22 protein-coding genes are annotated in these 18,749 nt (G+C 70.1%); 20 read left to right on the top strand and 2 right to left on the bottom strand.

The genetic code is table 11. The annotated features are described in order from the left end of the window. The first annotated feature begins 55 nt into the window (after positions 1–55). The 16 genes from rplM (at position 56) to groES (ending at position 13,477) form a co-directional block, all read left to right on the top strand. The gene (gene rplM, locus ACE11G_RS12745) at positions 56–499 is read left to right on the top strand and encodes a 50S ribosomal protein L13 (protein WP_006897159.1); all 444 of its coding nucleotides are present in this window, start codon (positions 56–58) and stop codon (positions 497–499) included. Then, a complete protein-coding gene (gene rpsI / locus ACE11G_RS12740) occupies positions 496–1,017 on the top strand; it encodes a 30S ribosomal protein S9 (RefSeq protein ID WP_375002434.1) in 522 nt (173 codons plus the stop codon). The genes rplM and rpsI overlap by 4 nt, the downstream gene beginning before the upstream one ends. Positions 1,018–1,031: 14 nt before the next feature. Next, entirely contained in the window at positions 1,032–2,360 is a 1,329-nt protein-coding gene (gene glmM, locus ACE11G_RS12735; RefSeq protein ID WP_062367114.1) for a phosphoglucosamine mutase, read from the top strand. Between the two features lie 93 nt (positions 2,361–2,453). Next, a complete protein-coding gene (locus ACE11G_RS12730) occupies positions 2,454–2,774 on the top strand; it encodes a hypothetical protein (protein ID WP_006897162.1) in 321 nt (106 codons plus the stop codon). Beyond that, a complete protein-coding gene (locus ACE11G_RS12725; RefSeq protein ID WP_375002431.1) occupies positions 2,771–3,388 on the top strand; it encodes a hypothetical protein in 618 nt (205 codons plus the stop codon). The genes ACE11G_RS12730 and ACE11G_RS12725 overlap by 4 nt, the downstream gene beginning before the upstream one ends. After that, complete coding sequence (locus ACE11G_RS12720; protein ID WP_375002428.1) at positions 3,385–3,630, top strand: hypothetical protein; 246 nt, start codon at positions 3,385–3,387, stop codon at positions 3,628–3,630. Before ACE11G_RS12725 ends, ACE11G_RS12720 begins: the two co-directional genes overlap by 4 nt. 50 nt (positions 3,631–3,680) lie before the next feature. Continuing rightward, on the top strand, positions 3,681–4,583 hold the full coding sequence (locus tag ACE11G_RS12715) for an alpha/beta hydrolase (protein ID WP_375002426.1): 903 nt from the start codon (positions 3,681–3,683) through the stop codon (positions 4,581–4,583). Between the two features lie 17 nt (positions 4,584–4,600). Further along, on the top strand, positions 4,601–6,463 hold the full coding sequence (gene glmS / locus ACE11G_RS12710; RefSeq protein WP_375002424.1) for a glutamine--fructose-6-phosphate transaminase (isomerizing): 1,863 nt from the start codon (positions 4,601–4,603) through the stop codon (positions 6,461–6,463). Positions 6,464–6,476: 13 nt separating this feature from the next. Beyond that, entirely contained in the window at positions 6,477–7,907 is a 1,431-nt protein-coding gene (locus ACE11G_RS12705) for an NAD(P)H-hydrate dehydratase (protein ID WP_375002422.1), read from the top strand. A gap of 5 nt (positions 7,908–7,912) precedes the next feature. After that, on the top strand, positions 7,913–9,073 hold the full coding sequence (gene alr / locus ACE11G_RS12700) for an alanine racemase (protein ID WP_006897168.1): 1,161 nt from the start codon (positions 7,913–7,915) through the stop codon (positions 9,071–9,073). Further along, a complete protein-coding gene (locus ACE11G_RS12695; RefSeq protein ID WP_375002420.1) occupies positions 9,066–10,265 on the top strand; it encodes an alpha/beta fold hydrolase in 1,200 nt (399 codons plus the stop codon). Before alr ends, ACE11G_RS12695 begins: the two co-directional genes overlap by 8 nt. Next, a complete protein-coding gene (gene tsaE / locus ACE11G_RS12690; protein WP_006897170.1) occupies positions 10,262–10,714 on the top strand; it encodes a tRNA (adenosine(37)-N6)-threonylcarbamoyltransferase complex ATPase subunit type 1 TsaE in 453 nt (150 codons plus the stop codon). Before ACE11G_RS12695 ends, tsaE begins: the two co-directional genes overlap by 4 nt. After that, positions 10,711–11,421 (top strand): tRNA (adenosine(37)-N6)-threonylcarbamoyltransferase complex dimerization subunit type 1 TsaB, encoded by a 711-nt coding sequence (tsaB, locus tag ACE11G_RS12685; protein WP_375002416.1) that lies wholly within the window; start codon positions 10,711–10,713, stop codon positions 11,419–11,421. Before tsaE ends, tsaB begins: the two co-directional genes overlap by 4 nt. Continuing rightward, complete coding sequence (gene rimI / locus ACE11G_RS12680) at positions 11,414–11,986, top strand: ribosomal protein S18-alanine N-acetyltransferase (protein ID WP_375002413.1); 573 nt, start codon at positions 11,414–11,416, stop codon at positions 11,984–11,986. Before tsaB ends, rimI begins: the two co-directional genes overlap by 8 nt. Beyond that, positions 11,983–13,011 (top strand): tRNA (adenosine(37)-N6)-threonylcarbamoyltransferase complex transferase subunit TsaD, encoded by a 1,029-nt coding sequence (tsaD, locus tag ACE11G_RS12675; protein ID WP_045540289.1) that lies wholly within the window; start codon positions 11,983–11,985, stop codon positions 13,009–13,011. Before rimI ends, tsaD begins: the two co-directional genes overlap by 4 nt. Before the next feature lie 169 nt (positions 13,012–13,180). Next, complete coding sequence (gene groES, locus ACE11G_RS12670) at positions 13,181–13,477, top strand: co-chaperone GroES (protein ID WP_006897174.1); 297 nt, start codon at positions 13,181–13,183, stop codon at positions 13,475–13,477. A 125-nt stretch (positions 13,478–13,602) separates the two neighbouring features. Here the strand turns inward: groES and ACE11G_RS12665 are convergent, their stop codons facing one another. After that, a complete protein-coding gene (locus tag ACE11G_RS12665; protein WP_045540292.1) occupies positions 13,603–13,842 on the bottom strand; it encodes a WhiB family transcriptional regulator in 240 nt (79 codons plus the stop codon). Between the two features lie 460 nt (positions 13,843–14,302). Between ACE11G_RS12665 and ACE11G_RS12660 the strand changes: the two genes are divergently transcribed. From ACE11G_RS12660 to ACE11G_RS12650, 3 genes are all read left to right on the top strand, one after another. Continuing rightward, a complete protein-coding gene (locus ACE11G_RS12660; RefSeq protein ID WP_006897176.1) occupies positions 14,303–15,145 on the top strand; it encodes a hypothetical protein in 843 nt (280 codons plus the stop codon). Between the two features lie 83 nt (positions 15,146–15,228). Next, complete coding sequence (locus tag ACE11G_RS12655; RefSeq protein ID WP_006897177.1) at positions 15,229–15,804, top strand: sigma-70 family RNA polymerase sigma factor; 576 nt, start codon at positions 15,229–15,231, stop codon at positions 15,802–15,804. Next, the gene (locus ACE11G_RS12650; protein ID WP_006897178.1) at positions 15,801–16,637 is read left to right on the top strand and encodes an anti-sigma-D factor RsdA; all 837 of its coding nucleotides are present in this window, start codon (positions 15,801–15,803) and stop codon (positions 16,635–16,637) included. The genes ACE11G_RS12655 and ACE11G_RS12650 overlap by 4 nt, the downstream gene beginning before the upstream one ends. Positions 16,638–16,730: 93 nt before the next feature. Here ACE11G_RS12650 and ACE11G_RS12645 read toward each other — a convergent pair whose 3' ends face one another. Next, the gene (locus tag ACE11G_RS12645) at positions 16,731–17,117 is read right to left on the bottom strand and encodes a DUF5319 domain-containing protein (protein WP_039867726.1); all 387 of its coding nucleotides are present in this window, start codon (positions 17,115–17,117) and stop codon (positions 16,731–16,733) included. Between the two features lie 66 nt (positions 17,118–17,183). Between ACE11G_RS12645 and guaB the strand changes: the two genes are divergently transcribed. Continuing rightward, on the top strand, positions 17,184–18,695 hold the full coding sequence (guaB, locus tag ACE11G_RS12640) for an IMP dehydrogenase (protein WP_375002408.1): 1,512 nt from the start codon (positions 17,184–17,186) through the stop codon (positions 18,693–18,695). Positions 18,696–18,749 lie beyond the last annotated feature (54 nt).

The raw sequence follows: 18,749 nt of genomic DNA, 5'->3' as shown, positions 1-18,749 counted from the left end.
GCACGCTCTGCAGAAGTGCCTGACCAGCAGCAAACGAGTTCAAAAGAGGACTACTGTGCCTACCTACACCCCGAAGGCCGGTGACGTGACCCGCGAGTGGTACGTCATCGACGCCACCGACGTGGTGCTCGGCCGCCTCGCCGTCGCGAGCGCCAACCTGCTCCGCGGCAAGGGCAAGCCCACGTTCGCCCCGCACGTCGACGGCGGCGACTACGTCATCATCATCAACGCGGAGAAGGTCGCCGTCAGCGGCAACAAGCTGACCGACAAGCGTCTCTACCGCCACTCGGGTCACCCGGGCGGCCTGAAGTCCCAGAGCATCGGTGAGCTCCTGGCCACCAAGCCCGAGCGCGTCGTCGAGAGCGCCGTCAAGGGCATGCTCCCGAAGAACAAGCTGGGCAACGCCATCGCAGGCAAGCTCAAGGTCTACGCGGGCCCCAACCACCCGCACACCGCGCAGAAGCCGGTCAACTACGAGATCAAGCAGGTGGCCCAGTGACCAACGAGAACCTGAACGACGTCGACGTCGAGGTCGTCGAAGAAGAGACCCTGAACGAGGACGGCAGCTACACCACGGAGTCCGTCGAGGTCGTCGAGACCGAGACCGCCACTCGCGGACCGGTCGTGCTCGACCGCCCGATCCAGACCGTGGGCCGCCGCAAGGAGGCCATCGTCCGGGTCCGCCTGGTGCCCGGCACCGGCGAGTTCACGCTCAACGGCCGCACCCTCGAGGACTACTTCCCGAACAAGGTGCACCAGCAGCTCATCAAGGCTCCGCTCGTCACCGTCGAGCGCACCGACGCCTTCGACATCCACGCTCGTCTGGTCGGCGGCGGCCCGTCGGGTCAGGCGGGCGCGCTGCGTCTGGCCATCGCGCGCGGCCTCATCGAGGTCAGCCCCGAGGATCGTCCGGCACTGAAGAAGGCCGGCTTCCTGACCCGCGACGCGCGTGCTGTGGAGCGTAAGAAGTACGGCCTGAAGAAGGCCCGCAAGGCCTCGCAGTACAGCAAGCGCTGATCGCTTCGGCTACTGTGGCTCGCCTTTTCGGCACCGACGGCGTCCGAGGCCGGGCCAACGACCAGCTCACCGCAGAGCTGGCGTTGGCCCTGGCCTCGGCCGCCGTTCGCGTTCTCGGTGCAAACGCTCGTTCCCGTCCGCGCGTCGTCGTCGGACGTGACCCCCGCGCCTCCGGCGAACTCCTGGAGGCCGCGCTGTGCGCCGGTCTGGCCGCGGCGGGCGCCGACGCCATCCGGGTGGGAGTGGTCCCCACCCCGGCCGTCGCCTTTCTGACGGCTGACTATCGGGCGGATTTCGGAGTGATGATCTCCGCCTCGCACAATCCCATGCCCGACAACGGCATCAAGTTCTTCGCCGCGGGCGGCCACAAACTCCCCGACGACGTCGAGGACGAGATCGAGGCGGCGATGCACGCCGACCAGCCCCGTCCCACCGGCGCCGGTGTGGGCCGGATCCGCGACGCCCAGGACGCCGCCGAACGCTACCTCGCTCATCTGGCCGAGTCGGTCCCGACCTCGCTCGACGGGTTGACGCTCGTGGTCGACTGCGCACACGGTGCGGCGTCCCATGTGGCTCCCCGCGCGTATGAGGCCGCCGGCGCCAAGGTGATTGCGATCCACGCCGAGCCCGACGGCCTCAACATCAACGACGGGTGCGGCTCCACGCACATGGACAAACTGCAGGCCGCCGTCCTGGAGTACGGCGCCGACCTCGGCCTGGCCCATGACGGTGACGCCGACCGCTGCCTGGCGGTCGACTCGACCGGTTCGGTGGTCGACGGCGACCGGATAATGGCGATCCTGGCGCTGGCGATGCACGAGGCGGGCCACCTGACCGACGGCGTCCTCGTGGCCACCGTCATGAGCAACCTCGGCCTGCACCTGGCGATGAAGAGCGCGGGAATCGAGCTCAAGGTGACGGGCGTGGGCGACCGTTACGTCCTCGAGGAACTGCGCTCGGGCGGTTACGCCCTCGGCGGTGAGCAGTCCGGCCACATCGTGGTCCCGGCCGTCGGAACCACCGGCGACGGAGTGCTCACCGGCCTCATGCTCGCCGCGCGGGTGGCGCAGACCGGACAGCGCTTGGCCGATCTGGCCGGGGTGATGACGGTTCTGCCGCAGGAGCTCATCAACGTCCCCGTCTCCGACAAACACGCCGTCGCGGTCGCCGAAGAGGTGCTCAGCGCGGTAGCGGCCGCCGAGTCCGAACTGGACGGATGCGGGCGCATCCTGCTGCGTCCGTCGGGAACCGAGCAACTCGTCCGGGTGATGGTGGAGGCGCAGACCCCCGAGTCGGCGCGCGGAATCGCCGAACGCGTGGCCGCTGTGGTCGCGGGCGTCTGAACAGGCCCCGCGACAGACACGCCCGACCGGTCGGGGATGCGACGTTTTCGGCGTGTCGCGGAACCGTGCGGGCGGCGCGTGCGTCCAATAGGCATGGACGCCGGAAGCAATGACTCGATCCACGTCGATCTGGACCAACTCGCGGACTTCACCGCCGCCCAGCAGCACATCGTGACGACGCTCGCGGAATGCGCCGCGGAACTCGACGGCGGCGGGATGTGCGACTGGGCCGATCACGGTCCGCCGCGTCGTGCGGCGGACGCCACGCTGGACCGGCTCCTCGATCTCGCCGCCCGGCTCCGTGGCTGCGGAGTCGCGGTGGACGCGGTGGCCGCGGATCTGGGGCGGGCCGGTGCGGCGTTCGCCGACGCGGAGTCGGCCGCGGCGTCGTGGGCGACGGGCCGGCCGGCATGACGGGCTCGTGCGCGGACGGTTTCGCGACGGTGATCGCCGTCTGCCGGGAACTGGGCCTGACCGCGGTGGACGAGGCGGCCGTACGCCGGCCTCATTCAGCGGTGGACGAGTTTCGGATGCCGGCATTCGTGGCGGATGCGCAACGGTTGAGCGACCTGGCCGACCGCCTCGCCCGCGCGGAGGGAGCAGCGGGTGCGACGGCGACGACGGTCGGGGAGTGGTCCGGCAGATCCGGACACGCGGCGGGCAGCGCGGTACGGGTGGTGGCAGGCGACGTCGCCGATCTGCGGAGCCGGCTGACGCAAGGGGCGGCCGTGACCACCCACGCCGCTCGGGTCCTCGAAGAGGTGCTCGCACGCCACGCAGCGGTACTGGAGACGGTGTCCCGTCGCAGGCTGGGCGGGGTGGACCTCGACGCGGTACCTGCCGCTCTGAATGCCGGCGCGGTCACCGAAGGCGAACTGCGAGCCGAAGTGCATGCGCGTCTTGACTACGCGGACTCCGCGGGGGAACTGGCCGCCGACGCCATCGCCGCAGCCCTCGCGGAGGTGGCCTCGGCATGGACGACCGACACCGGTTCGGCAGGCGAGCTCGTACTGGCGGATCTGCGGTGACGTCCCCGGAGAACCGACTCGAGGCATTGTCCGCCGAATCCGCGAGCGGGTTCGAACAGGCCGGCCGACGCTACCGCGACCGTTTGGCAGCGGCGGCGCCCGCACCGCGCGAGGATCCGGTGCGCGTCCAGCGGCTCCGCGCCCGGCTGCGCGCCGACGCCGATGCGGCCGACGCCGTGCTCGGGCGGCTGATGCTGGCCGCAGGACTCGACGCGGCGCGGCCGCGCTCGCGCGGACGGTGATCGCTCGGCACCGAGTCCCTATCCGCGATCGATGTCATAGGGTGGGAGCCGTGTTCGGGAACAACAAGGTCGTGGCGCCTCCGCCCGACAAGCTGATGAAGGAACTCGCGCGCCGCGGACCCAACAAGGTCGATCGCGGCGATCTCGGGATAGTCGGCATGTCCGGTCAGATCTTCGCACCGCGCACCGGCAGCGAACTTCCGGCAGTGGCGTTCGCGCACGGCTGGCTGATGGGAAGTGCCCGCTACCGGGATCTGCTGTTCCACCTCGCCTCATGGGGCATCGTGGCGGCCGCGCCCGACGGCAGCCGGGGCCCGTTCCCGTCCGACATCTCCCTGGGCACCGACCTGCGCGCCGCGGCGACCGTCGCCGGCAGCGTGCAACTCGGCACCGGCCGGGTCCGCGTCGATCCGAACCGGATCGGGCTCGCCGGACACGGGTTCGGTGCCGCAGCCGCGGTCCGGGCCGCATCCGACGCCGTGCTGCTGGGCAGGCCGCCGATGAACGTCAAGGCGCTGGCGACCGTGTTCCCCGCGCCCACCACCGCCGACCTGCCTGCCGCGGCCGCGACCGTCCGGGTGCCGTCGCTGGTGCTGGCAGGCAGCGGACACCTGGCGTCGATGACCGGCAACGCACTCGACCTGGCGGAGAACGTCGCAGGCGATGTGGTGTTGCGCACACTCCCCGGAGCGGACGCGGGCGACCTCGTCGAGACGCCCTCGGTCAAGTCCCTCATCGGCATCAACGGCGCCGATCGAGCCGTACACAAGGCGGTTCGGGCGCAGCTGACCGGCTTCTTCCTGCATCGGCTGACCGGCGACGAGAAGTACGCCGCCTTCTCCGACCCCGAGCTCACCATGGGCGACGCGCTCGCCGTCGACCTCGAGTCCGCCGACCGTCCCGAACTGGACACCGTGTCCCAGTTGCTCGGCGCTAAACCACGCTCCGCCTGACGCTATTCTTGGTACCCATGTGTGGAATCGTGGGATATGTGGGCAAGCGCGACGCGCTCGACATCGTCGTGGACGCCCTCCGCCGGATGGAGTACCGCGGCTACGATTCGGCCGGCGTGGCGATCCTGGACGGCAACGGTGCGGTGACGGTCGAGAAGAAGGCCGGCCGGCTGGAGAACCTCGACAAGCAGATCGCTGAAGTCGGCCGTGCGGCGCTCACCGGTCACACCGGTATGGGCCACACGCGCTGGGCCACGCACGGTCAACCGACCGATCGCAACGCGCACCCGCACCTCAGCACCGACCACAAGATCGCCGTCGTGCACAACGGGATCATCGAGAACTACGCGCCGCTGCGTGCCGAGCTCGAAGACTCCGGCATCGAATTCTCCTCCGACACCGACACCGAGACCGCGGTGCATCTGATGGAGCGCGAATACGCGTCGGGCCGGCACGCGGGCGACTTCGTGGCCGCCGCGTACGCCACGCTGCGGCGTCTGGAGGGCGCCTTCACCCTGGTCTTCACCCACGCCGACCACCCGGACACCATCGTCGCCGCACGCCGGTCCACCCCGCTGGTCGTCGGGGTCGGCGACGGCGAGATGTTCGTGGCCTCCGACGTGACGGCGTTCATCGAGCACACCCGCGACGCGATCGAACTCGGTCAGGACGAGGTCGTGGTCATCACCGCCGACACCTATGCGGTCACCGACTTCGACGGCAACCCGACCGGCGGCACCCCGTTCCACATCGACTGGGACCTGGCCGCCGCGGAGAAGGGCGGCTACGACTACTTCATGCTCAAAGAGATCGCCGAGCAGCCCGCGGCGCTCTCGGACACCCTGATCGGTCACCTCCGCAACGGCCGGATCGTGCTCGACGAACAGCGCCTGAGCGATCAGGACCTGCGCGACGTCGACAAGGTCTTCGTCGTCGCCTGCGGCACCGCCTACCACGCCGGACTGATCGCCAAGTACGCGATCGAGCACTGGACCCGACTGCCCGTCGAGGTGGAACTCGCCAGCGAGTTCCGCTACCGCGACCCGGTGCTCGACCGGTCGACGCTGGTGGTGGCGATCAGCCAGTCCGGCGAGACCGCCGACACCCTGGAGGCCGTACGCCACGCCAAGGACCAGAAGGCCCGCGTCCTGGCGATCTGCAACACCAACGGCGCGCAGATCCCGCGCGAATCGGACGCCGTGCTATACACCCACGCCGGCCCCGAGATCGGGGTCGCGTCCACCAAGTGCTTCCTCGCGCAGATCGCCGCGGCCTACATGGTGGGCCTCGCACTGGCTCAGGCCGTCGGTACCAAGTACGCCGACGAGGTGACACGCGAGTTCGAGGCATTGGAACAGATCCCGGCCGCGGTCGAGAAGGTGCTCGAGCAGATGGAGCCCGTCCGAGAGCTCGCCCGCGGCCTCGCCTCGGCTGACACGATCCTGTTCCTCGGCAGGCACGTCGGCTACCCGGTGGCGCTGGAAGGCGCGCTCAAACTCAAGGAACTCGCGTACATCCACGCCGAGGGTTTCGCGGCAGGCGAGCTGAAGCACGGCCCGATCGCCCTGATCGAAGACGGGCTGCCGGTGATCGTGGTGATGCCGTCCCCCGAGGGCCGGGCCCTGCTGCACTCCAAGATGATCAGCAACATCCGCGAGATCCAGGCGCGCGGTGCCCGGACGATCGTGATCGCCGAGGCCACGGACACCGCGGCGGTGGAGGTCGCCGACCATCTGATCCCGATCCCGCACACCGCGACCCTCCTGCAGCCGCTGGTCTCGACGGTCCCGTTGCAGGTGTTCGCAGCCACCGTCGCCCAGGCGCGCGGCTACGACGTCGACAAGCCGCGGAACCTGGCCAAGTCCGTCACCGTCGAATAGCGATGAGGACCTTGTGGTGACCGGCTACTACACCGCCGCGCAGATCCGGGACGCCGAAGCCGCGACCGGCGTTCTGCTCAGCGGCGGTGTGCTGATGGCCCGCGCCGCGAATGCGGTGGCGGCGCAGGTGAGCGCCGAACTGCGCGAGCGGACCGGCGGCGTCTACGGCCGGCGGGTGCTGCTGGTGGTCGGCGCGGGAAACAACGGCGGCGACGCGCTCTACGCCGGAGTTCGTCTGCGGCGGCGCGGCGTCCGCGTCGACGCACTCCTGCTCGATCCCGATCACGCGCACGGTGCGGGCCTGGCGGCGTTCCGGAGCGCCGGCGGCCGCGTGAGCGCCACCGTGCCGGACGAACTCGACATCGCCGTCGACGCCGTGGTGGGGCTCGGCGGCCGCGGCCCGCTGCGACCGCCGGCTGCGGAGGTCTTCGCGCGGATCGCGGACACGGGCGCGGCGGTGCTCTCCGTCGACCTTCCGTCCGGCGTCGATCCCGACACCGGCGTGGTGAACACACCGTCGGTGCGGGCCGACGTGTGCGTGACCTTCGGGGCGCCGAGGCTCGCCCACCTGCTCGCCGCGCCGGCCTGCGGCCGGGTGGTGGTGGCCGACATCGGCATCCCGGTACCGGCTGCACAGGTGACCAGTCCGAGCGATGCGGAGGTGGCCGCGCTGTGGCCGCTTCCCGGGCCGGGCGACGACAAATACTCGCAGGGCGTGGTCGGCGTGATCGCCGGGTCCGCGGTGTTCCCGGGGGCTGCGGTGCTCGCCACCTCGGCCGCGGTGGCCGCCACATCGGGCATGACCCGCTACGTCGGTCCGGCGGTCGACGAGGTGCTGGCGAAGTCGCCGGAGGTGGTCGCGGCGTCCACCGTCGCCGATGCCGGGCGAGTCCAGGCATGGGCGATCGGCCCCGGAATCGGCACGGGTGAGCAAGCACACGATCTACTGGCAGATGTGCTCGGGACCGACCTTCCGACACTGATCGACGCCGACGGGCTCACCGTGCTGGCGCGTGCGCCCGAGCTTCTGGCGGATCGGACCGCACCGACGCTGCTGACGCCGCACGCCGGGGAGTTCGCCCGGCTCGCCGGAGCCGAACCGGGGCCGGACCGGCTGAGCGCAGTGCGCGGCCTGGCCGAGAGGCTCGGGGTGACGGTGCTGCTCAAGGGCCGGATCACCCTGGTGGCCGACCCGGACGGTCGGGTCAGCGGCAACGACGCGGAGTCGTCCTGGGCCGCGACCGCCGGGGCGGGCGACGTGCTCACCGGCATCGCCGGATCGTTGTTGGCGGCGGGACTCCCCGCTCGTTCGGCCGGCGTCTGCGCGGCCCGGGTGCACGCGCGCGCCGCCGCGCTCGCGAGCGGAGGAGCGCCGATCAGCGCCGCCGCGTTGCGCGACGCGGTCGCGCCGACGCTCCGCCGTCTGCTGGATTTGCGAGAATAGGTGCGATGGACTCGCACGCTAACCTCTACGCCACTGTCGATCTCGACGCCATCGCCCACAATGTGGGCGTCCTGCGGGAGCGCTCGGGCTCCGATGTGATCGCGGTGGTCAAAGCCGATGGCTACGCGCACGGGGCGGTCGCCGTCGGCCGCACCGCGCTCGGAGCGGGTGCCATCGCGCTCGGTGTGGCGCAGATCAGCGAGGCCCGCGCACTGCGCGCCGCCGGCATCGACGGGCACCTGATCGCCTGGCTGCACACCGCGGAGGCCGATTTCGCCGGGGCGATCGCCGACGGGATCGACATCGCCGTCTCCTCGCCTCGGCAGCTGGAGCTGGTGCTGGCGCAGGCGCGCAGACTCGGCCGGACCGCCACGGTGACGGTGAAGCTCGACACCGGGCTCGCGCGCAGCGGCGTCAGCCCGGAGGAATGGGCGCAGACCGCCGACGCGGTGGCCGCCGCATGTGCGGAGGGCGCGATCAGCCTGCACGGTGTGATGTGTCATCTCGCCTTCGGCGACGTGCCCGACCATCCGCTCAACTCACAGCAGGCGCAGCGTGTCGACGATGCCGTCGCCGACCTGCGTGCGCGCGGCGTACGGCCGCAGCTGGTACACATCGCGAACTCTCCGGCGGCGCTCACCCGGCCCGACCTGGCGCGCGACGCGGTCCGTCCGGGACTGTCGATCTACGGCTACTCGCCGGTCCCGGACATCGGCGACTTCGGGCTGATTCCGGCGATGACGCTGGAGACGCGGATCTCGCTGGTCAAGAGGATTCCGGCCGGGCAGGGCGTCTCCTACAACCACACGTGGGTCGCTCCCGCCGACACCGTTCTCGGCGTGGTGCCCGCGGGCTACGCGGACGGAGTTCCGCGCCTGCTGTCCGGCCGGTTCGGCGTGCACGTGAACGGCCGGATCTTCCCGAACGTCGGGCGGGTCTGCATGGATCAGCTGGTGATCGACCTCGGACCGGACGGCGGCGGCGTCGCCGAGGGCGACCGGGCCGTGCTGTTCGGACCCGCGGGCGCCGCGGGCGGCGCGCCGGTGCCGACCGCGACCGACTGGGCCGACACCATCGGCACGATCGATTACGAGATCATCTCCCGAATCGGTTCGCGCGCGGTGCGACGGTATGTCGGCGGTCCCGGGGGAGACGTCGATGCCTGACCGCGAGCGTGCGAAGCCGCGACGGAAGGCCGCATGGCGCTCGGGATTGTCGGAGGCGCGCTCGCTCGGCGCGGTGACGGCGGGCGGCGCCTTCCGCCGCCGCAAGCTCCGCAAGACCGACATGCGGATCGATCCGCATGCGGGCGTCGACTTCAAAGCGATCTACGCCGACGAAGCTGCGACGGTCACCGCCGACGACGGCGTGTGTCTCGCGGTCCGCACGGTGCTCACCGGCGGTCCCGACGTGCGCGGCGACCGCAAGTGGGGGCGCACCGCGACGCCCGAGCTGACCGTGGTCTTCGTGCACGGGTTCACCCTGCGGATGGCGGCCTGGCACTTCCAGCGGTTCGGTCTCGCCGAGCGCTGGGCGGGCCGGCACATCAAGATGGTCTTCTACGACCAGCGCGGCCACGGAGCGAGCGACCCGGCGTCCGCCGAGAGCTCTACGATGGCGCAGCTCGGCGACGACCTCGCCGCGGTGATCCGCACGATGGCGCCGACCGGACCGGTGGTTCTGGTGGGCCATTCGATGGGCGGGATGTCGATCATGTCGTTCGCGCGACGTCATTCGCGGATGTTCTCTCACAGCGGTCGCATCGCGGGCGTCGCACTGGTCTCCACGGCGGCCAGGGGCATCACCGAGGCCGGGCTCGGCGAAGGACTCAACAACCCGATCGTCGATGCGCTGCGCCTGTCGGTCCGCTACATCCCGGGCGCCGTGCAGGCCGGCCGGGGGATCACGCGCCGGGCGGTGGAACCGGTGCTCGTCGCGGCGAGTTTCGGCCACGACCACTACAGCCCGCGCGCCGGCCACGCCGTCGAGTCGATGATTCAGAACACGTCGATCGCGACCATGGTGAACTTCCTGCACGTCTTGGAGAGCCACGACGAGGCGACGGCGCTGCCGGTGCTCGCTCAGGTACCGACGGTGGTGATGTGCGGCGACGAGGACCGGCTGACGCCGCTGCCGAACTCACTGAGCATGTACGGACAGCTCGGTCACGACTCCCGCATGGTCATCGCGGAGGGCTGCGGGCACATGCTCCCCATGGAGGACCCGGAGCTGGTCACCGACGCCATCGACGACCTGGTCTCGCGGTCGCGCCTGGCGCTGGGCCGGCCGGTGCTGCCGTGGCGGCTCTCCGGCCGCGCGCGTTCGGACAAGCACGCACGATCGGAGCGACAGGGATGACGCCGCAGCGCACCTCCGGAACCCGCGACCTGCCCGAGGTGGCCGACACCGAAGACCTCGGCCGCGAGCTCGCCGCCGACCTCGGCCCGGGGGATCTGGTGATCCTCGACGGTCCGCTCGGTGCGGGGAAGACGGCGCTGACGCGCGGTATCGCCGCCGGGCTCGGCGTGGCCGGCCGTGTCTCGTCGCCGACCTTCATCATCGCTCGTCAGCACGCTCCCGGCGTGCCCGGCGGCACCGGCCTGGTCCACGTCGACGCCTACCGGCTGGGCGGCCTGGACGATCTGGACGCCCTCGATCTCGACACCGACCTCGACGACAGCGTGGTCGTGGTCGAATGGGGCGAAGGCGTCGTGGAGCGACTCGTCGACGAATACCTCATCGTCCGGCTGCGCCGCGACGACGACACCGAGACACGACATGCGACCTGGGAGTGGGTGAACCGATGACCGCGCAGCCGCCGATTCGGGCTCTGGCGCTGGACACCGCGACTTCCGCCGTGGTGACCGGCGTGGTGGAACTGCGCGACGAGGGGCCCGTGACGCTCGCGGAGCGGATCGTGACCGATCAGCGCCGTCACGCCGAAGTGCTCACGACCCTGATGCGGGACGTGCTCGCCGAGGCGGGTGTGGCGGGCGACGCCCTCGACGCCGTGGTCGTCGGTTGCGGTCCCGGACCGTTCACCGGGCTGCGCGTCGGAATGGCCACCGGAGCGGCGTACGCCGACGCGCTCGGCCTTCCCGCCTACGGGGTGTGCACCCTCGATGCGATCGACCGCGGCACGCCTGCGCCGGAGGCGGGGACGCGACTGGTGCTCACCGATGCCCGTCGCCGCGAGGTGTACTGGGCGCTGTACGAGGCCGGTCGGCGTGTCGCGGGACCGGCCGTCGACTCACCCGACACGCTGGTCGCGGAACTGGCGGGGCGCACGCTCTCCGACGTGGTGGGGGAGAGCAGATTCACCGAGCGCTTCGGCGCGGCGGGCGCCGACCTGGTCACACCGACCCCGGCCTCGCTGGTCGCCGTCGCCGCCGAGCGACTCACCGCTCGGGCTCCGGCCGAGCCTCTGACGCCGTTGTACCTGCGCCGCCCGGACGCCGTCGAACTCAAGGACCGGAAGCGCAAGTCGCTGCTGCCCTCGGCGACACATGAGTGAGGGCCCCGGCCCGGTCGTCGACGAACTGACTCCCTCCGACCTGGCCCGATGCGCCGAGATCGAGCGGGAACTCTTCGCCACGGATTCGCCGTGGCCGCTGACCGGCTTCGTCGCCGAACTGCGGGCGCCGCACAACACCTACTTCGCGGTGCGCACCGTCCCGGGCGCCCCGGTCTCCGGCTACGCGGGTATCAGCGTGCTGGGCCGTGCCGGCGACCACGAGTGCGAGGTGCACACCATCGCGGTCGACGCCGCCTGCCAGGGGCGCGGCTACGGGCGGGCTCTGCTCGACGCGTTGCTGCGGGTTGCCGACGCCGTCCACGCGCCGGTATTCCTGGAAGTGCGCACCGACAACGTCCCGGCGATCGCGCTGTACGAGCGCAGCGGATTCGAGGTGGCGGGAGTGCGACGCAACTACTATCAGCCGTCCGGCGCGGACGCGTACACGATGGTGCGCGCCGCGCGCCGGGACGGCGACGAACACAGCAGCGGCGAACACAGCAACGACGAACACAGTAACGACGAACCGGGCAATCACCGGCCGGAAGGGCACGCGACCTCATGATCGTGATGGGTATCGAGAGCTCCTGCGACGAGACCGGAGTCGGTGTCGTCGAATGGGACGGCGAGACGGCGACGCTGCTGGCCGATGAAGTGGCATCGTCGGTGGACGAGCACGCGCGGTACGGCGGCGTGGTCCCGGAGGTCGCCTCGCGGGCCCACCTGCAGGCGATGGTCCCGACGATGCAGCGGGCGCGTGAGGCGGCCGGGATCGACCGGCCCGACGCCATCGCGGTGACGATCGGACCGGGACTCGCCGGAGCCCTGCTGGTCGGCGTCGCCGCGGCCAAGGCGTATGCGCTGGCCTGGGATGTGCCGCTGTACGCGGTCAATCACCTCGGCGGACATGTCGCGGTCGACACCCTCGAGCACGGTCCGATGCCGCCCGCGGTGGCGCTGCTGGTCTCCGGCGGGCACACGCATCTGCTCGGCGTGCAGAACCTGTCACAGCCGATCGTCGAAATGGGCACCACCGTCGACGACGCCGCGGGGGAGGCCTTCGACAAGGTGGCGCGGCTGCTGGATCTCGGCTACCCGGGGGGTCCCGCACTCGACGCGGCCGCCCGTGGCGGCGATCCCGCCGCGATCGCGTTCCCGCGCGGCATGACCGGGCCCCGCGACGCGCCGTACGACTTCTCCTTCAGCGGTCTCAAGACGGCCGTCGCGCGATACGTGGAGGGCCGGGTCCGGTCGGGTGCCCCCGTGTCGGTGCCCGACGTCGCCGCGTCGTTCCAGGAGGCGGTCGCGGATGTGCTGACCGCCAAGGCGCTGCGCGCATGCCGTGATCGCGGCGTCGACACCCTGGTCTTGGGCGGCGGTGCGACCGCCAATTCGCGGATCCGGTCGCTCGCGGCCGAGCGGACCGCCGCCGCGGGTATCGAACTGCGCGTGCCGAAGCCGAGGTTGTGCACCGACAACGGCGTCATGGTCGCCACCCTGGGAGCCCACGTGATCGGCGGCGGCGCCCCTCCGTCGCCTCTCACCGTGGCGACCGATCCCGGGATGAGCGTGCAGATCAGCAAGCTCTGAGCTGCCGCGACCGGCTCGGACGCCGGGGCCCTTGATGTGCTGGCACTCTCATGGGTAGAGTGCTAGTTGGCATCCGAAATGCAGCGCCGCGGCACCCGCGACGACGTGGCAAAGCGACCCGGTGCCGCGAACTTCCCATCAGTTACATGAAGGAAAAGGAACTGACATCGTGGCGAGCGTGAACATCAAGCCGCTTGAGGACAAGATCCTCGTTCAGGCCGTCGAGGCTGAGACCACCACTGCTTCCGGCCTGGTCATCCCGGATTCGGCCAAGGAGAAGCCGCAGGAGGGCAAGGTCATCGCTGTCGGCGAAGGCCGCGTCACCGATCAGGGCAACCGTATCCCGGTCGACGTCAAGGAAGGCGACGTCGTCATCTACAGCAAGTACGGCGGCACCGAGATCAAGTACGCAGGTCAGGAATACCTGATCCTGTCGGCCCGCGACATCCTCGCGGTGGTCGGCTGACGCCAGTCGGCGTACAGACACAGATCAGCCCCGGTTGAGTTCGATCTCAACCGGGGCTGATCGCTGTCTGAGGCTCGATGTCCGGGGCGTTCGGGTTCTCGCACAGCGACCGCGCCCCGGGACGCTCAGCCGGCCAGGCGCCGGGGATTGCGTCGCCGCATCAGATTCCGCTCGGACTCGGTGAGGCCGCCCCAGATCCCGTACGGCTCGTCCACACGCAGGGCGTGCGCACGACACTGCTGCAACACGGGGCAGTCGGCGCAGACCTGCTTGGCACGCCGTTCGCGCTGCATCCGCGCCTGGCCGCGCTCACCCTCGGGGTGAAAGAAGACCGACGATTCGAGCCCTCGGCATCTGCCTTGCATCTGCCAGTCCCAGAAGTCGGAGTTGGGGCCGGGCAGTCTGTCGATTGTGGTCGTCAATCTTCGCTCCTGAATGAGAAACGCTCTTACCTACGACGCTCACGGTATGTGCGTCCGGAAAAGCGAGTCAACTCGTTCTCCGGTCTCGAATCACTGCGATTAAAAGCGAACAAGTGAACGCCCGGTGACGTGACGGGGACCATGGCGGTCTCGGCGGGCGACGGATACTCCGACTCTATGTCGCCCTTTACCTGCGATTTTGTTGATCGAGGGCGGAGGCGCTGGGCCGGTCGAACGGCGCGGCGCCTCGGTGGGAGGATGGACTGCAATCGTACGAAGGTTACGTCGGAGATAACGGGAGTTGTCGACTGCGGCAATTCTGCTTCCACGTGATCATCTTTTGTTAGTCGAAATGAAATCTTCATTCTGCGCGCAGGCGCCGGTAGTGAAAGGTGAATTGCGAATGTCGGATCAGTGGAACGACGCATTCGGCGTCGACGCACCGCCGGACTGTCCGCCGGGGGGCGATCGCTGGGCGCGTGCGGTTCGGCTCGGAGCGCTCGGCAGGGCCGCCGCGGCGCGTGCGCTGATCGCCGACCTGCTCGCCGATCCGGCCACCGGCGCCGGGGTCACCGCACTGGCACTGGCGACTCGCGCGTCGCTCACGCGGCAGGCCGGGGGTCACGGGTACGCGCGAGCCGATGACGGTGCGGCACTGCGCGTCGCGGTGAGCGCGGGAGCGGAGGAGAGCCGCTGGGCCGCCGTCGCTCGAGTGGACGCCCTCGTCGGGCTGGCCGCGGACGGGTTGGGGATCGGCGACTTCGCCGGCTCGGCCCGGCTCCTGGAACGCGCGGCGGCAGAATCGGCGGGCACAGTATCGACGGCGGCCCGCGGGAACTGGGTGCTCGACGGCCGTCCGGCACTGCGCCTGGCGTGGGTGCGTACCGAACTGGCCCTGTACACCGGCCGGTCCGACGCCGCGGACCTCGCGGCGCGGGCGCTCGAGTTGTCCGCCGGGGCACCGTCGGTGCGCCATCGGCTCAAGACCGCACTGATCGCCGCTGCCGCCGACGCGGCCTCGGGCCGGGTCGAGGCGGCGGCGCAGACTGCACGGAACGTCGCAGGCGACTGCGCGGCGGCCGGACTGGCGCCGCTGGAGTGGGCAGCACGCAGCATGCTCGCCTCGTTCGCCGCCGACCGGAACGAGCAGAGCCGGGCGGCGGCCGCCATCCAGGAGAAACTCATCGGCCTGGGCATGGGCTTCGCGCCCTTGGCGGGTTCGGCGCACGCGGCTCGGTACGCTTGATTGATGACTGATCTAGGCGAACCACACGGCGCACCGCGGTCAGTAGTCTCCCGAATGCGTAACACCCGGGCACCTAAGCGGCGATGAAACTTACAGGTGATGCGTTGGGCCAGGCGGTCCGTGCGGCGGCCGATGGTGACCGCGCTGCGCTGACCTCAGTGCTCGACAGTGTGCGGGAACCAGTCCTGCGCTACTGCCGAGGACGAATCGGTGCCGGAGAACGACACTTGTTCTCCGCTGACGACGTGGCTCAGGAGGTGTTGATGGCGGTGATGACGGCGTTGCCCCGGTACGAAGACCAGGGGCGTCCCTTCATGGCGTTCGTATATGGCATCGCCTCGCACAAGGTCGCCGACGCGATGCGTTCGGCGGCCCGCGTGAAGTCAGATCCGGTAGAAGACGTCCCCGACTCGCTCGACTTCTCGAACGGGCCGGAACAGGCTGCCCTCGAATCAGATGCCTCGAGGCAGATGCGAGATCTTCTCGGCACCCTTCCCGAGAAGCAACGCGAGATTCTGGTGCTTCGGCTCGTCGTCGGTCTCTCCGCTGAGGAGACCGCGGACATGGTCGGCAGCAGCCCGGGAGCGGTGCGAGTGGCACAGCATCGGGCGCTCACCAAGCTCAAGAAACTCATGACCCCAGGAGGTGAACGTCGATGACGGAGGACGAAATGCCTACCGGTCCCATCGACGTGGGCGCGGTGCACCACGACGACGAATTCATCGACGATCTCGCGGCAGGCAGGGCCGCCCGGATCGGCGACGACGCCGAGTACCGGCTCGCCGGTCTGCTCGCGCAGTGGCGCGCGGAGTCGTTGGCCGGGCCGGTTCCGAGCACGCCGACGATCGCCGACATCGAGACGGCCATCGCTCGGGCCAACGAGCGGGAGCGTCGCGGCGGACTGGCGCGCAGGCTCCGGGTGGTCTCGGGTGCCGCCGCCATCCTGGCGGTCGCCGGTGCCGGCCTGCTCGTGCTGTCGGAGGGATCGCAGCCCGGCGATCCGCTGTGGTCGGTGAAGCAGGTGGTGTTCTCCGAGCAGGCGCAGCAGACGCAGTCGCGGATGAACGCCGAGCAGAACATCGCCGAGGCCAAGAAGGCGCTCGCCGCGGGCGACACCGTCAAGGCCCGCGAATTGATCGCGAAGGCCGAGAAGGACATCGGCCCGCTCAAGGACAAGTCCGAGGCCGATCAACTGCGCAGCCTGATCGAGGACGTGCGCAGGCAGGACCCGAGTGCGCTGATTCCGCCGCTGTCGTCCCTGCCGTCGCTGCCGTTGCCGACCTCCGCCACCAGCCCCGACGTCCCGGACCCGACCGTGATGCTGAAGCCGCCGGGCTCCTCCAGCGGTTCGAGCAGCCCGAGCACCGCGCCGTCGACCACGCAGGAACCGTCCACGAGCAAGACGGACACGGACAAGCCGACGACCACCACGTCGTCGGCGACGGCGTCGGCGTCGGTGACGACCACCGCGCCGTCGGAGAGCATCCGCTGACCCGACGGGCCGCGAGGTAGTCCGAACAGCGAGAGGGACCGTGATCGACGATCACGGTCCCTCTCGTGTGTTCGGAGTTCGTTCCCCTGCGGATCAGTAGCGTTCGTGATAGCGCAGTGAGGCGTCGGCGTACCCGCGGCAGTAATCCCAGGTGACGTAGTCGTCGGGCTCGGGATCCACTGCGGGCTCGTGCGGTCGGACCGTGCCGTCCACGAGCAATTGGCGCAGATTGGAGCGCAACATGTCCCAGTCGTGGTAGTGATCTTCGCGACAGTCCTCGCACATCACTACCAGGCCCCGCACACCGCGCGGCGCGAGGAGGCGTTCGTATACATCGAGGTCGGCGAGATCCTCTTCCACCGCGGTGCGTTCACCCTCGTCAAGAGGGATTCCCGGGTCGAGCGCGTCCAGGGCCGACGCAGGGTCGTTCGGGTCATCGGCGAAGGGGTCCGGCGGGAGTCCGGGGAACTGGTCATGCACGTCCTCCACCGTAGCCGATAACCGGGCGGACAGGCTTCCTCAATCCACAGCGGATACGATGTGCAGATGACGCAGGTTCGCACTGGTGGAGATGATCCCGACAAGGTCGCAATGCTCGGCCTCACCTTCGACGACGTACTGCTGCTCCCGGCGGCGTCGGATGTCGTCCCGAACGCCGTGGACACCTCGTCCAGGCTGACCCGGGAGATCACCCTCCGGGTCCCGCTCGTCAGTTCGGCGATGGACACCGTCACCGAGGCCCGGATGGCGATCGCGATGGCGCGCGCCGGCGGTATGGGCGTGCTGCACCGCAACCTCTCGATCGAGGCGCAGGCCGCCGCCGTCGAGACCGTGAAGCGCTCGGAAGCGGGCATGGTCACCAACCCGGTCACCTGTCTGCCGACCAACACGCTCGCCGAGGTCGACGCGATGTGTGCGCGGTACCGGATCTCGGGTCTGCCCGTCGTCGACGCTTCCGGCGATCTGGTCGGCATCATCACCAACCGCGACATGCGCTTCGAGGCCGACGAGACGCGGCCGGTGTCCGAGGTGATGACTCCCGCGCCGCTGATCACCGCGTCCGAGGGCGTCTCCGCCGAGGCGGCGCTCGGTCTGCTGCGCAGGCACAAGATCGAGAAACTGCCGATCGTCGACGGCAACGGCAAGCTGACCGGACTGATCACGGTCAAGGACTTCGTGAAGACCGAGCAGCACCCCGACGCCACCAAGGACGCCGACGGCCGGCTGCTGGTCGGCGCGGCCGTCGGAGCGGGCGACGAGGCGTGGAATCGCGCGCTCGCCCTCGCCGAGGTCGGCGTCGACGTGCTCGTGGTCGACAGCGCCCACGGCCACTCGCGCGGGGTGCTCGAGATGATCGCCAAGCTCAAGGCGGAGGTCGGCGGCCGCGTCCAGCTGATCGGCGGCAACGTCGCGACTCGGTCGGGTGCGCAGGCGCTCATCGACGCGGGCGTCGACGCGGTCAAGGTCGGCGTCGGCCCCGGCTCCATCTGCACCACCCGCGTCGTCGCAGGCGTCGGCGCGCCCCAGATCACCGCGCTCCTCGAGGCCGTCGCCGCGTGCAAGGCGGCCGATGTCCCGGTGATCGCCGACGGCGGTCTGCAGTACTCGGGCGATGTCGCCAAGGCGCTGGCCGCCGGTGCCTCGACCGCCATGCTCGGCTCGCTGTTGGCGGGTACCGAGGAGTCGCCGGGTGAGTTGATCCTCGTCAACGGCAAGCAGTTCAAGAGCTACCGCGGCATGGGCTCGCTGGGTGCGATGCAGGGGCGTGGCCAGGGCAAGTCGTACTCCAAGGACCGCTACTTCCAGGACGACGTGCTCGCCGAGGACAAGCTGGTCCCCGAGGGCATCGAAGGTCGGGTGCCGTTCCGCGGACCGCTGTCGCAGGTGATCCATCAGCTCACCGGCGGCCTCCGCGCGGCCATGGGCTACACGGGGTCGCAGACCATCGCCGACCTGCAGAACGCGCAGTTCGTGCAGATCACCGCGGCGGGTCTCAAGGAGTCGCACCCGCATGACATCACCCTCACCGCCGAGGCGCCCAACTACTATGCACGCTGAGCCGGTTTGCGGCGCGACCGCCGCAACCCCGCTCGCCTGAGTTTCCACTAGAAA

The organism is Gordonia sp. PS3 (assembly GCF_041950545.1).
In the GTDB taxonomy this organism is placed as follows: Bacteria; Actinomycetota; Actinomycetes; order Mycobacteriales; family Mycobacteriaceae; genus Gordonia; species Gordonia sihwensis.
The sequence above is the reverse complement of the archived record's forward strand: the minus strand, read 5'-3'. Positions and strand labels throughout refer to the sequence as shown.